Here is a 14,078-nt window from a genome sequence, read left to right on the forward strand (position 1 = left end):
CATGGCGAGACGCGGCACCATGGACGTGGTCGGGCGGCGGCTGGCCGGAGTGGCGTTCCTGCTGGTCCCGGCACTGCTGATCTGGCTGTCGATCGCGATCTACAACAAGCGGTTCACCGAGTCGACGATGGTGACCCTGCGCACCGGGACGGCCGGGCACGAGATGCACCCGCTCGCGGACGTGAAGGTCCGCGGCGTCGTCGTCGGCGAGGTCCGCTCGATCCGGGCGGACGGGGCCGGCGCCGAGCTGGAGCTGGCGCTGAAACCGGAGATGACCGACCTCGTCCCGTCGAACGTCAGCGCGATGCTGCTGCCGACGACGGTGTTCGGCGCGCGGTTCGTGTCGCTCGCCGCACCGCCCGGTACGCAGGCGCCTCCCATCGCGGAGGGCGACGTGATCTCCGAGGACCGCAGCGGGAACGCGGTGGAGCTGTCCCAGCTGCTCAACAACACCATGGACCTGCTCAACACCGTCCAGCCGGCGAAGCTGTCGGCGACGCTGAACGCGATGTCGAGGGCGCTGGAGGGGCGCGGCGAACAGATCGGCGACAACTTCGAGCAGCTCGACGCGTTCCTCCGCAAGTTCAACCCGGAGGTGCCGGAGCTCGCGAAGAACCTCGCCGAGCTGGCGGAGTTCTCCCAGCACGCGTCCGACGCCGCGCCCAACCTGCTGCAGGCCCTCACGGACCTGACGGTGACGAGCCGCACGGTCGTCGAGCAGCGCACCGCGATCTCCGCCCTGTACGACGCGGTGTCGGGTTCGTCCGCCGACCTCGAAGACTTCCTGGACGCCAACTCGGGCAACATCATCGAGCTGGCGACGGCGAGCAGGCCCAGCCTGGACCTGCTGCGCCGCTACGCCCCGGCCGCGCCCTGCACGTTCCGGACGCTGGCCGACTTCGTCCCGGCGATGAACCGGGTCCTCGGCAAGGGCACCGACGAGCACGGCGTCCACGGCATCATCGTGCCCGTCCCGCACAAGGGCGACTACAAGCCGGGTGTGGACACGCCGCGGTACGGCGCGGGCGGCGGCCCGCGGTGCCCGAGCGTCCCGTACCTGCCGAGCGGCGGCGGGGAGACGAAGGTGCTCCCGGCCGGCGGTGTCCCCGGGGAGGGCGGCGCCGTCGGCGGCGGCCTCGGACCCGCCAACTCCGCGTCCGAGAACGATCTGGTCAACGAGCTGGCCGGCCCCTCGGTCGACGAGGTGCCAGAGGAACTGCCGGACTGGTCCAGCGTGCTCGTCGGGCCGATCTACCGGGGCACGGAGGTGACGGTCAAGTGAGGCTCACCGGCCAGGGCCTGAAGGGGATGGCGTTCCCCTTCACCAGCTCGCTGATCTTCATCGTGGTGACGGTGCTGGCGACCGGGCTGCTGGCGTCCAGCATCACCGGCGCCACCAGCGGCGACCGCGTCACCTACCACGCCAAGTTCACCGACGTGGCCGGGCTGCATCCGGGCCACGGCGTCCGGATCGCGGGCGTCGAGGTCGGCCAGGTCGAGGAGATCGAGGTGACCGACCGGCGGCTCGCGCTGGTCACGTTCGAGGTGGACCGCGACCGGGACATCCCCGCGTCGGCGACCGCCGCGGTGAAGTACCTCAACCTCGTCGGCGGACGCTACATCGCCCTCGACCAGGGCACCGGCCCGCCCGGCGCGACGCTGAAACCCGGCGGGACGATCCCGGTGGAGAACACGTCCGGGACGCTCAACCTGACCCAGCTCTTCCGGGGTTTCCAGCCGCTGATGCAGGCGCTGTCGCCCGGGGACGCCAACAAGCTCTCCGAGTCCATCGTGAAGGTGCTCCAGGGCGAGGCCGGAACGATCGAGAGCCTGCTGCGCACGGTCGGGCAGCTGACCAGCACCCTCGCCGCCAAGGACGAGGTGATCGGCCAGGTCATCACCAACCTCAACAGCGTCGTCCAGACGGTCAACTCGCGAGATCGGCAGCTCGTCGACCTGGTCACGACGCTCCGCCAGTTCACCTCGGGGCTGGCCGCCGACCGCAAGCCGATCGGTGAGGCGATCGCGTCGATCGCCGACCTGACGTCGGCGACCGCCGGGCTGCTGCAGGTCGCGCGGGACCCGCTGAAGGACGACATCGTCCAGCTCGGCCGCCTCAGCGACAACCTCGACCGGGACGCGCCGCTGCTGGAGCGCTTCCTGGAGCGGACGCCCACGAAGCTGCGGACGTTCGGCCGGCTGGCCTCCTACGGGTCGTGGATGAACTTCTACCAGTGCGAGGTCACGTTGATCGGCGTCCACTATGCCGGTTCGGATCTGTCGGGCAAGCCGCCGCCGACCGGCATCCCGATCTCGGAAGACGCGCAGGAGAGGTGCCGCGGATGACACCCCCGACCCCGCCGCTGCCCCGCGCGTTGCCGCGGCCCAAGAAGGGCAGGCCGCGGCTGAAGCCGCTGCGCGAGCGCAACCCGATCCCCGTGTCGATCATCGGCCTCGTGCTGCTGCTGGTGCTCGGCCTGCTGGCCTTCCGCGCCGACGACCTGCCGATCATCGGCGGCGGGACGACCTACGACGCGTACTTCTCCGAGGCCGCCGGGCTGAAGCCCGACCAGGAGGTCCGTGTCGCGGGCGTGAAGGTCGGCAAGGTCACCGGCGTCGAGCTGGAGGGCGACAAGGTCAAGGTCACCTTCCGGGTGAAGGACACCTGGGTCGGCGACTCCACCCGGGCCATGATCATGATCAAGACGCTGCTGGGGTCGAAGTACCTCCAGCTCGACCCGCTCGGCGCGCGTGAGCAGGACCCGGACCGGCCGATCCCGCTGGAGCGCACCATCGCCCCCTACGACGTGACGAACGCGTTCCAGGACCTCGGGCGGACGTTCGAGCAGCTCGACACGGCCTCGATGGCGGCGAGCCTGGAGACGATCGCCACGACGTTCGAGGACACCCCCGCCAGCGTCCGCGTCGCGCTCACGGGCCTGTCGTCGCTGTCGAAGACGATCGCGTCCCGGGACGCCGAACTGGCGCAGCTCCTCGCCGGGACCAAGAAGCTGTCGGGCACGATCGCCGCGCAGAACGACCAGTTCGAGACGCTGTTCGAGGACGGCAACCTGCTGCTCGCCGAACTCCGCAGACGACGCCAGGCGATCCACGCGATGCTCGTCGGCACCCGGGACCTCGCCGACGAACTCGTCGGCCTCGTCGACGACAACCGGCGGACCCTCGGCCCGACGCTCGCCTCCCTGAACATGGTCACCGACCTCCTCGAACGCAACCAGAAGAACCTGGACCGCACCCTGGAGACCGCCGCGCCCTACCTGCGCCTCGTCGGCAACACGACGGGCAACGGCCGCTGGATCGACGGCTACCTCTGCGGCACCGTCCCCAAGGAGTACCTGGAGAACGGCAGATGGACGCCGCCCGTGAAGGGCTGCGAGCCGCCGCACCTGACGGGAGGCCGGTGACATGGCGTCGTCCCCGACACGCACCGTGAAACTGCCCCGGCTGCCGTCGGTCACGCGGGACCGGCAGGCGATGGTGTTCGAAGCGACCATCGTGATCTTCGTCGTCCTCGTCGGAATCGCGCTGATACCGATGCTGACCGACGGCCCCGGACGCCGGATCACCGCCTACTTCGCCACCGCCATCGGCGTCTACCCCGGCTCCGACGTGCGCGTCCTGGGCGTGAAGGTCGGCTCGATCGACGCCATCGAGCCGCAGGGGACCCGGGTCAAGGTCGACATGACCGTGGACGAGGACGTGGACGTCCCCGCCGCCGCCCGCGCCGTCGTGATCGCCCCGAACCTCGTCTCCGACCGGTACGTGCAGCTCGACCCCGCCTACAGCGGCGGGCCGAAGATGGCGGCCGGCGCCTCGATCGACGTGAGCCGCACCGCGACGCCGCTCGAACTCGACCAGCTCTACACCGCCGTGCGCACGTTCGCGAACGATCTGGGGCCGCAGGGGCTGAACGCCCAGGGCGCGCTGTCGGACGTCATCAGCGTCGGCGCCGCCAACCTCGGCGGCAACGGCAAGCTGCTCAACACCACGATCGCCGACCTCGGCAAGGCGTCCCAGACGCTCTCCGACTCCAGCGGCGACCTGTACGCCACGGTCGCCAACCTCAACAAGTTCAGCGTGATGCTCCGCGACAACGAGCAGCAGATCCGGCTGGTCGAGAACCAGTTCGCCGAGGTCAGCGGCTTCCTCGCCGCCGACCGGCAGGAACTCGGCGCGGCCCTGGCGAGCCTGGCGCGGGCGCTCGGCGAGGTGAAGCAGTTCATCGCCGACAACCGCGAAGCGCTCAAGGGCAACGTCGACAAGCTCGCCGAGATCACGCAGGTCCTCGTCGACCAGCGCGCGTCCCTCGCCGAGATCCTCGACACGGCGCCCCTGGTGGCGCAGAACGCGCTGAACGCCTACGACCCGAAGACCCGCTCGCTGATGGCCCGCGGCAACCTGCTGGAGATCACCATGGCGTTCGGCAGCCTCGACCAGCCGGGCGTCGACCCACCGGCCGCCAACGCCAGCCCGCTGTGCGCCGCGGCGGCGTCGGCGACCCGGACGATCCGCGAGCAGTGCGAACGGCTGCGCACGTCCGGGCTGACCGCCGTCCCGCCGTCGCGGACGGGCGGCGTCCCGCCGCTGCCGCTGCCGCCCGCGGGCCGGACCTACGCCGGCACCGGCGACGAGGGAGGCCGCTGATGCGCGTACCCGCGAAGGTGATGGCGGTCTGCGTGGCCGCGACCGTCCTGGCGGCGGGGTGCTCGATGCAGGTCGAGGACATCCCGCTGCCGGGCGGCGCGGACCTCGGCGACCACCCGTACACGGTGAAGGTGCAGTTCGAGGACGTGCTGAACCTCGTCCCGCAGGCGGCTGTCCGGGTCAACGACGTTCCGGTCGGGCGGGTCAAGGAGGTGTCTCTGCCGAAGGGGTCGTGGGACGCCGTGGTCACGCTGATCGTGAACGGCGACGTGCGGCTCCCGGTGAACGCCACCGCGAACTTGGAGCAGTCGAGCCTGCTGGGGGAGAAGTACATCGAGCTGGCGGCCCCCGCCGCGCCGTCCGCCCAGCCGCTGACCGATGGCGCCACGATCCCGGTGGCCCGCACGTCCCGCAACGCCGACGTCGAGGAGGTCTTCGGCGCGCTGTCGCTGCTGCTGTCGGGCGGCGGGCTCCCGCAGATCCGGACGATCAACAAGGAGCTCAACAAGGCGCTCGGCGGCCGGGAGGACTCGATCCGGTCCGCGTTGCGCAACCTCAACGAGCTGACCAGCACCCTCAACCGCAACCGCAAGTCGATCACCGACGCGCTGGACGGGCTCAACCGGCTGTCGTCCACGGTGCGGTCCCGCAACGGGCAGGTCGAGACGGTCCTGGACGACCTCTCGCCGGGCCTGAAGGTCCTGGAAGACCAACGCGGGCAGCTCGTGGAGATGCTGCGCGAGCTGGAGAAGCTGTCGGACGTCGCCGTCAAGACGATCAACGCCAGCAAGGACGACACGGCCGCGAACCTGCGCTCCCTCGCCGTCATCCTCCGCAAGCTCGCCGACGCCGGCCGCGACCTGCCGAAGTCGCTGGAGGTGCTGCTCACCTTCCCGTTCACCGACGAGGCGCTCAAGGCCGTCAAGGGCGACTACCTGAACGGCTACATGACCATCGTCGCCGCCGAGGGGTTCAACTGCGTCGTCCCGCCGGTGGCAGAGGAGGGGCCGTTCGACGGCATCGATGAGGAGGACGACGAGCAGAAGCGCACCAGGCAGGAGGGCGGCGGGCAGGAGGCGGCGGCCCGCGCACTGGCCGCGGAGGAGCTCCCAGGGCTGCAGCCGCCACCATGCCCCAGCACGGGCGGCGGCCAGGAACTGAACGCGCCGGCCGCGCCGACGCCGGAGGCGCCGCGGCAGGTCGTACCGCAGGCGCCGCCGCCGGGAGGCTCCGGTACCCCCGGCGATGCGCCTCCTCTTCCGCTGCCGACGCTCGGGGAGGGCGAGTGACATGCTGACACTGGGCACCCGTATCAAGATCGTCGCATTCATCATGATCGCGTTGGCCGTGGTCGGCTACGTCAGTGTCAACTACGCCGACCTCGGACGCTACGTCGGGATGCGCGGCTACTACACCGTCAAGCTCGACCTGCCGACCACCGGCGGCCTCTTCGAGGGGTCGGCGGTCTCCTACCGCGGCGTCACCATCGGCGAGGTCGGCAAGCTCGACCTGAGCGACGACGGCGTCATCGCCGAACTCCACATTGAGAACTCCGCGCCGGAAGTTCCGTCGAGCCTGCAAGCGGTAGTCGCCAACCGCTCCGCCGTGGGCGAGCAGTACGTCGACCTACGGCCGCGGAGTGAATCCGGCCCCTACCTGGCCCAGGGCGCCACGATCCCGCGGAGCGCCACCACCACACCGGCCCCGGTGAACGAGACGCTCAAGAGCCTCAACGACCTCGCCGGGTCGCTTCCGCTGAACGACGTCAGGGTCCTGATCGACGAGCTGGGCCTGGCGTTCGCCGGGCAGGGGCCGCACCTCCAGCAGCTCCTCGACACCAGCGCCCAGTTCGTGTCGGCGTCCGACTCCGCCTTCCCCGAGACCCGCGCACTCATCCACAACGGCGGGGACGTGCTGCGCACGCAGAACGAGTTGTCTGGTGCGTTCAAGTCGTTCTCGCTGAACACGCGCCTCCTGGCCCGGCAGCTCCGCGACTCCGACGCCGACCTGCGCGACATCATCGCATCCGGTCCGGGCGCGGCGGCCGAGGTGTCCCGCCTGCTCCGCGACCTCGACCCGCACCTGAGCCGGCTGCTGGCCAACTTCCTCACCATGGCGCGCATTGGCGAGCCGCGCCAGGCGGCCATCGAGGAACTGCTGGTCCGGCTGCCGCAAGTCGCCGGAATGGTGTCCACCATCGTGTCCGGCGACAAGCTGCGGGTCGGCTTCGTGAACACGTTCTTCAACCCGCAGCCCTGCACACGCGGCTACGGCAAGACCCGCTACCGCAACGGCCTCGACCTGTCCACCGCGCCCGCGTTCAACACCGGCGCCCGCTGCACCGAGGCCCCGAGCACCGGCATCAACGTGCGCGGCTCCGCGAACGCGCCGCGCAAGGGAGTTCCGGCGCCGGCCAAGCCGGGATCCCTGACCAGGACCGAGGTCACCGACATCTTCAGCACCTTCGGGCTGTCCGCCCCGGCGGACCCGGCCCAGTCGACCGACCTGCGCGGCCTGCTCGGACTGGGAGGCCCACGATGATCGGCGCCGCGGCGGCGCGCAAGGCGGCCACCCGGGCGATCACGCTGATCCGCCCGGTCGGCTACGTGCTGATCGCCGCGGCAACCGTTTTCCTCTGCGTGTCCCTCTGGTCGCTCTTCCAGGCCGGGCGGGGCGCCGACAACGAGTACGCCGCCGCGCGGGACGAGTTGACCCTCACGGCCGTCCAGCACATCACGCTGCTCAACAGCATCGATCCCAAGCGCGCCGACCTCGACCTCGCACATTGGCTGCGCGTCGCCACCGGGCCGTTCCACGACGCACTCAAGCACGACATGCCCACCGCACGCGCGAAATTCGCCAAGCAGAAGGCCGCCTCTCACGGCAAGATCACCGCACTCGCCGTCACCGACTTCGACCGCTCCGCAGGCAAGGCGACCATCATCGCGTCCGTCCGGATCTTCACCGACGCCACGGGGGAGGACGGCCGGCGCACCGAGCAGCGCAAACGCTATGAGGTCAAGATGCAGCGGGTCGCCGGCGGTTGGAAGGTCAGCGAACTGAAACCGCTGCCGCCCGGGGGAAAGCCGGCCGAGGGGAGCGGGTCGTGAGCATCACCGAACAGGAACCGCGGACCCGGCAGGAACGCCCGGCGCGACGCGTTCGAATCCCGCGCACAAGACCGGCCCTGCGCCCGCTCGCCCCGACGTTCAAGCGGGCCGCCGGGCTGGGGTGGCCGGTGGCCCTCGCCCTGGCGATCTGCCTGTCCGCCTTCGCCGTCGACAGCTGGGCCGACAAGCGGAGCGATGGTTCACCGGCCGCCAACCGGGCGCTCCTCGACAAGGCCGCCACCGAGAAGGTCGTCGCGGACGTCTCCGCGAAGATCGCGCGGATCTTCACTTACGTCTACACCGATCCGGCGGCCACCGAACGGGCCGCGAAGGAGGTGCTCACCGGCGACGCCACCGGCGAGTACCACAAGCTGTTCGGCCTGGTGAAGAAGAACGCGCCGCTCATGAAGCTCTCCCTCACCACGAAGGTCGCCAAGGCCGGGCTGATCAAGCTCACCGACGGAACGGCGGTCCTGCTGGTCATGCTCGACCAGACGACCACCCGTGACGGCAAGCGGACCGGCCCGCCGATCGCGGCCCAGCTCATCGTCACGGCACGCAACGACAACGGCTGGCGCATCAGCGACCTCCGGGCCGCCTGAAGGAACAAGGGGTGGATATCACGGTGTCCAAGATCAAGACCGCCGATCCGAAGGCGGAAGAGGCCGAGGCTGAAGTCCCCAAGCCTGCCGACGACGCCGCGCCGCCCCCGGAGCCCGAGGAGACGGACGAGGTTAAGGCATCCGAGGACGCGAACGAGCCCGGCGCGTCCGAGAAGAAGGACGAGCCCGCGCCGCGCCGTCTTTCCAGGGACCCCCTGATCCGGGTGGCCTCGCTGGTGACGCTGATCGCGGCGGCCGCGGCCGCGTGGTTCGGCTGGTCGTACAACGCGGCGGCGGGCAACGACGACCTGGCCTACGCCGCCGAACGCGACAGGGTTCTCGCCGCCGCCGACCAGGCGATCGTCAACCTCAACACCCTCGACCACCGCAACGTGGACGCCGGTCTGAAGGTCTGGCAGGACTCGACGACGGCCAAGCTCTACGACGAGATCGTCAAGGGCCGCTCGCGCCTGGAGGCCGAGGTGAAGAAGGCCGAGACGACGAGCTCCGCGAAGATCCTGGAGTCCGGGCTCACCGAACTCGACACCCGGGCCGGAAAGGCGGCGGTCATCGCCGCCGTCCGCATCACCATCACCGGCGCCGAAGGCAAACCCTCCGACAACATCCGGCGTTTCGCTGGCCAGCTCACCAAGACCTCGTCGGGCTGGAAACTTTCGGCGCTCGGCCAGGCCCCGACCGGAACGCCCTGACGGGGAGGAGAAGCGAATGGCAGCGATCAGCACCATCGGCCGGGTATTTCCCAGCACCGCGCGCATCCGCCTGGTCGTCTTCCTCGGTGCGCTGACAATGGCGCTGGTCGGTACGGCCGCTTGGGCGGCCGACCAGGAAAGCAGCCTCACCGGCGCCGCCTCCGCGGAGAACGCCGCCCTGAGCGACAACGCCCGCACCAGCGAAGTCAGAGGGCAAATCACCACGGCCGTTAACACGGTGTTCTCCTACAACTACGCGGACGTCGCCAAAACGGAGAAGGCGGCACAGGAACTGCTCACCGGAAAGGCCGTCCAGCAGTACAACCAGCTTTTCGCGTTGGTCCGCAAGCAGGCGCCCGAGCAGAAGCAGGTGCTAACCACAACGGTCACCAACTCGGCGGTGAAATCACTGACCGGTGACCGCGCTCGCCTGCTCGTCTTCGCCGACCAGCGCAACACCCGCACCGACAAGAACGAGACGAGTTACTCCGCCGCAGTCTTCGCAGTGGACGCCATCCACACCGACGGCAAATGGAAGATCACCGCCATCGACACCCTCGGTGCCTGACCGCACAGGGCCGGATACGGAAACGGAGGAAGATCGATATGCGAAGGTTCGCGCAAAGGGCCTTGACCGCCATCGCGGCTACTGCCGCCACCGTCACACTCAGCGCCGTCCGGCATTCGCCACTTTCATCGTAGGGCAAAACACCCAGACCGTTGTGACCTATGACATCTCGACCGGGTTCGTACTGACCTGCCAGTCGTCGACACTCGCCGGCTCCGCGCCGAGCCCCCCTAGTCCACCCTTCGTGTCCTTCTCCTCGCCCGGCGAGGTCAACGACTGGTGTGTGGCCAACGGGTCTATCCCCGCGCAGGTGGTTGCCACGAACCTGCCATGGGTCTTCACCGCGGGCAGCCCCCTGGGCGAACTAGCGGGTGTCAGCCTCACGCTGAACATGCCCTCCGTGCCGTGCACCGCAACGATCATCTCGCCCGGAGATGTCTCCGGTACCTATACGAGCGGCTCTCCGAGCATTCTAAACCTGGATGACGACGACCTTGAGGTGTCGAACAGCTCCTGCCCCCCGATGATCGCCCCGGGCGACGATTTCCGGTTCGTGGCTCAGTATGAGATCTCCTAGGCCGGGCTCCTGGAAGGCCGTCGAATGGCCTGGTAACGCACAACTACCGAGTCGGCCGAGATGACTGTAAGTCGATGACAAATGAATAGTGCTTGAATGCTAATCGATTGACAATCGGCAGTGACGACTTCTGTGGGGCCGAGGAAATGTCTGGATTGGCTCTTGAGAGGTGCACTACTGGCAGGTATATTCCGATATGAGTACGGCAGGGCTGGGTGGTCTTGCGATGGAGCTGAAGAAGTTCGGCTTCCGGGGTTCTGCTCCCGTCAACCCGGAGGAGTCCGTTCTGTAGAACGCGGTCAGTGTCCCTACGAGTAGAAGAAGACACCCCCCTGAAGGGAAAACAACTGACATGCGAAAAATCACCCGAAAGGCCGTGACCACGGCTGCGGCCGCGGCTGCGGTCGCCGCCCTCGCCACGGTCCCTGCCTCCGCGGTCGCCTACCCCGTCGTCCCCAGCGTCAGCCCCGGCGGCAATGTCATCGCGACCAACGTCGGTCCGATCGCGGGTCTCGACAATCAGACCGGGGCGGTCCTGGTCTGCTCATCGGTGACGGCCGAGGGCAGCGTGAAGGGCGGCACCAATGTGCCCGGCGACAACATCGCCACGGTGACCAGCATCAGCTTCTCCGGATGCGTGGCCAACGGCAGTATCCCGACCACAGTGACGCCTCAGGGCCTGCCGTGGTTCCTGGACGTCACGGACCTGGGCACGGCAACGACGACGATCGGCGAGCTGACCGGCGTCAAGTTCCAGCTCGACGCTCCCAGCGTCCCGTGCACGGCAGTGATCACGGGCCCGGGCGGTACGGGCGGAAAGATCGCGGGCGTGCACACCAACCCCACGACCGCTGGAGGCAGCAGCATGCTCGAGCTGCCGGTGGGAGGCGCCAACGACCTATCGGTGCAGACCGCCACCCCGGCTCCCCCGGCCGGCTGCCCCACCAGCCTGATCAACCCGGGCGACACGGTCACGCTCAATGGCAAGCTCGCCCTGAACCCGGGGCAGACGATGTAACTCATGAGGTGAGGGCACGGCCCTTGCCGAAGCCGCACCCGGGCGCTCGCCGCCCGGGTGCGGTTCCCCCGTAGATCAAGGATGTGACATGCACCAGGTGTTCAGAGGCGTCGCGCGCATCGCGGCGATCGCGGCCCTGACCGTGAGCGGCGGTGCCTTGGTGGCCGTTCCGGCGGCGATGGCGGACCTCGGTGCGGATATGGGGCTCGTTTGCTCCGGTAAGGCCGGAACGCACAAAGTGACGTTGCGGATCGAAACGACCGTTCCGTCGTCCGGGGCCGTTGGCCAGCCGATCCAGCTGGGCACGATCAAGGTCGACGTCGGTCTCCCTCCAGAGCTGCTAAAGGAAGTTTCGGCGACTTCCCCGAATGGAGCCTCGACACCACCGGTGACGGGACTCGCCCCATCGCCCGCGGCGTCCACCGCGATCGGAGGGGTCGCGGAGATCCAAGTCGCCGTCCACGAGCCCGGCGGCGATCGTCGCGGCGGGTGGCCGGCCTTCGCTCTGGCGGCCGCACCGGCACGCGGTGACGGAGCCGTGCACCTGACCGGCAGCGGGGTGGCGCCGCCGGTGGTCCCCGGATCGCCGGGTGGGCTCTCATGGTCTGCCAGGGAAATGGCCCTGTCACTGGTGCCGGGTGACACGACCACGGGGAAGGACACGGCGGAGCTTGCGCTGCATTGCGTGACGGAGAAGGAAGCGGTGCTCGGAACCGTACGGGTGGGACGTGCGAGAGGGGCCTCGGCTCCCGGCGCGTCGAGCGCGCCGACCCGTCAGGCCGCCGCTGCTCAGGAGGGATTGTGCAAGGTAATCCCCGGTCGGGGTGAAGACCCGCGATATGCCATCAACTACGATCCCGAACTGGAACTGGCGGAGATATATGAGTCCCCGCCAACTCCGAGCAGCATATTCCCCCGCTACGGGGCCGGGCTTATGTACTGCATCAAAGCCACGGGATTCTTCAATATCAAGAAGGTCGGGAACGCTGCTCCCATTGCCGTTGAAAACAATGCGCGGGCGCTGACCGAAAGTTATGTTGGCAATGGGTTCTTTGGGCCGAACTACCAGGAGTATCGCGGATATTTCGTCAACCGCACCTACCCGACTCCCGCCACTATGCTGGGTTTCGGTTTCATGCCGACACGCGCCGTGGCGAACGCCGTTCAGATCGGTGCGCCGGGGGGCGGGGAGGCTGACCCGATCACTGGTAACCTGCGGATTCTCCAGCGGCTCCGATGGGATATGGCCCTACCGGATCCGACTGTCAAAAGGCAGGAGATCGCGGCCAGTGCATACATTCGAATCAAAGCGGGCCAGGCCGAGGTGAATGGAGTTCCCCTCGATCTGGGTGATGAATGCATGACAGGTCCGACTCTGCTTTCGGCTAATGGATTCATGGGGAATGAAAGAACTGGAACAACGCAATACTATGAGGGGCAGCCGCTCATAGCCGAGGATGTAGAGATTCCCCCCTTCTCCGGATGTGGAGTAACTGAAGACCTCAGTCCGATTCTTACGGCCAGCGTTTCGGGGGGCGGCAACTATGCGAATCTGGAATCAGGAAGATGGTGCAACATCCTGGCCAACAATCAATGCGTGAACGGTGCGGGTCCACTTCCTGAAAAATTTACCGTATATCCGGGTGGGGACGTCACCGCGGTTGCAGAGCCGTTCGTCCTGACCAAGAACGACACCAGTGGCCGGTTCCAGGGCCAGTTCAGGTGTGATTCGGCGACCATGCGGCTCCAGATGGACCGTGGGCACTGGCAGTCGCGTTTCAGGCTGGGCAAGGGCGACATGTCCCTCGATGGCTGCGAGGTCGAGGCGTCAGATCGCTCCGTCTATCCAGTAGTGGGCGAAGCCACCCAGGACGGCTCGTTGTGGCTGAACATGTTCACTGATGTCGGCGGCGGCAATCCGCAGATGAAGATTAACGGGGTAGTCCTTAACGCGACCGTTGATGTCGGAGAAGGCAAGAAATGCTCGCTGCGGATAGGCGACGCGGTGCTGGACAGCATTTTCAACCCCGTGGCCAAGTACGAACGTCCGGGGGAGATCATTGGAACTTACAGCAACGGCGTCTTCTCCATGAAATCTCAGACGTTGAGGCCGACGGTGAAGTCGACCTGTCAAATTCCTGGATTCAATTTCATGAATTTCGCAGATGCCTTCACTTTGCAGGAGGGCAATTTCGCCTTCAGTCCGGAGCAGCAGATCACTTCGCCCTGACCGGCCAGGTGCGTCGCGTGGGCGCGTGCCCCAGTGCCTTCCGACTTCCGCGCAGATCGGCTCCAAGACCGACCGCACCGTCGCCCGCACCACCCCGGGCGGCGGTATGGTCAGGCCGGCTCGCCGCGGGCTGTCACCGGCCTGCGGCGAGCCCGGTAGCTCCCCTGCTCCATTCTCGACATGGCCCAGGGGCAAGACTGAACGAGCCTTGGGTAAGGGTTGTGCACACCCCCGACGATATGCGTTCGGTGACAATATCGACTGCTCTTGGGATGTCCATTCTTGATATTTGCTAACAAAGTGAAAAAATCTTCACATTCGAGCGTTGCGGCGTATTGAACCGTCATTGTTTCGGTATTACTCTCCGGTTGGGAATCGAGGATCTTTCTCGTCGAGGATCCGCTTTACGGTTCCGCGTCGGCTGGGATCACGCTGTGGCCGTCCGGCGCTCAGTGTCCGTTTCTCCCGGCAAGAAGAAAGGATGGACTGGTGAAGTTCACTCGTTTCCGGAGACGCAGTTCCCGGCTCGCGCTTCCCGCCGTGGCCGCCGCTGCATTGCTCACCTTCGGCATGGCGTCCTCCGCTTCGGCGGCCAACC

13 protein-coding genes are annotated in these 14,078 nt (G+C 67.7%); all 13 read left to right on the plus strand.

Annotation, left to right across the window (positions count from 1 at the left end; all coding sequences use genetic code 11):
• Position 1 precedes the first annotated feature (1 nt).
• The 13 genes from ACGFK0_RS24690 to ACGFK0_RS24750 all read left to right on the plus strand — a co-directional run bounded on the left by ACGFK0_RS24690 (position 2) and on the right by ACGFK0_RS24750 (position 13,480).
• The gene (locus tag ACGFK0_RS24690) at positions 2–1,282 is read left to right on the plus strand and encodes an MCE family protein (RefSeq protein WP_392908597.1); all 1,281 of its coding nucleotides are present in this window, start codon (positions 2–4) and stop codon (positions 1,280–1,282) included.
• On the plus strand, positions 1,279–2,346 hold the full coding sequence (locus ACGFK0_RS24695; RefSeq protein ID WP_392908599.1) for an MCE family protein: 1,068 nt from the start codon (positions 1,279–1,281) through the stop codon (positions 2,344–2,346). Before ACGFK0_RS24690 ends, ACGFK0_RS24695 begins: the two co-directional genes overlap by 4 nt.
• Positions 2,343–3,425, plus strand: coding sequence for an MCE family protein (locus ACGFK0_RS24700; RefSeq protein ID WP_392908601.1), 1,083 nt, complete (start codon positions 2,343–2,345; stop codon positions 3,423–3,425). Before ACGFK0_RS24695 ends, ACGFK0_RS24700 begins: the two co-directional genes overlap by 4 nt.
• Position 3,426: 1 nt before the next feature.
• The gene (locus ACGFK0_RS24705) at positions 3,427–4,665 is read left to right on the plus strand and encodes an MCE family protein (protein WP_392908603.1); all 1,239 of its coding nucleotides are present in this window, start codon (positions 3,427–3,429) and stop codon (positions 4,663–4,665) included.
• Positions 4,665–5,954: an MCE family protein gene (locus ACGFK0_RS24710; RefSeq protein ID WP_392908605.1), complete on the plus strand. Its 1,290-nt coding sequence runs from the start codon at positions 4,665–4,667 to the stop codon at positions 5,952–5,954. The genes ACGFK0_RS24705 and ACGFK0_RS24710 overlap by 1 nt, the downstream gene beginning before the upstream one ends.
• A 1-nt stretch (position 5,955) precedes the next feature.
• Positions 5,956–7,206 (plus strand): MCE family protein, encoded by a 1,251-nt coding sequence (locus ACGFK0_RS24715; protein WP_392908607.1) that lies wholly within the window; start codon positions 5,956–5,958, stop codon positions 7,204–7,206.
• Positions 7,203–7,775 carry a hypothetical protein gene (locus tag ACGFK0_RS24720; RefSeq protein ID WP_392908609.1) on the plus strand — a complete coding sequence of 191 codons (573 nt, stop codon included), beginning with the start codon at positions 7,203–7,205 and terminating at the stop codon, positions 7,773–7,775. Before ACGFK0_RS24715 ends, ACGFK0_RS24720 begins: the two co-directional genes overlap by 4 nt.
• Positions 7,772–8,377, plus strand: coding sequence for a hypothetical protein (locus ACGFK0_RS24725; RefSeq protein ID WP_392908611.1), 606 nt, complete (start codon positions 7,772–7,774; stop codon positions 8,375–8,377). Before ACGFK0_RS24720 ends, ACGFK0_RS24725 begins: the two co-directional genes overlap by 4 nt.
• A gap of 23 nt (positions 8,378–8,400) precedes the next feature.
• Positions 8,401–9,087: a hypothetical protein gene (locus ACGFK0_RS24730; protein ID WP_392908613.1), complete on the plus strand. Its 687-nt coding sequence runs from the start codon at positions 8,401–8,403 to the stop codon at positions 9,085–9,087.
• A gap of 16 nt (positions 9,088–9,103) precedes the next feature.
• Complete coding sequence (locus ACGFK0_RS24735) at positions 9,104–9,655, plus strand: hypothetical protein (RefSeq protein ID WP_392908614.1); 552 nt, start codon at positions 9,104–9,106, stop codon at positions 9,653–9,655.
• Between the two features lie 154 nt (positions 9,656–9,809).
• Positions 9,810–10,232, plus strand: a complete 423-nt coding sequence (locus ACGFK0_RS24740) for a hypothetical protein (RefSeq protein ID WP_392908615.1) — start codon at positions 9,810–9,812, stop codon at positions 10,230–10,232.
• Between the two features lie 376 nt (positions 10,233–10,608).
• Positions 10,609–11,250 carry a hypothetical protein gene (locus ACGFK0_RS24745; protein ID WP_392908616.1) on the plus strand — a complete coding sequence of 214 codons (642 nt, stop codon included), beginning with the start codon at positions 10,609–10,611 and terminating at the stop codon, positions 11,248–11,250.
• A gap of 88 nt (positions 11,251–11,338) precedes the next feature.
• Positions 11,339–13,480 carry a hypothetical protein gene (locus ACGFK0_RS24750; protein ID WP_392908618.1) on the plus strand — a complete coding sequence of 714 codons (2,142 nt, stop codon included), beginning with the start codon at positions 11,339–11,341 and terminating at the stop codon, positions 13,478–13,480.
• Positions 13,481–14,078: the final 598 nt, after the last annotated feature.

Source organism: Spirillospora sp. NPDC048823 (genome assembly GCF_043198445.1).
Lineage (GTDB): Bacteria > Actinomycetota > Actinomycetes > Streptosporangiales > Streptosporangiaceae > Spirillospora.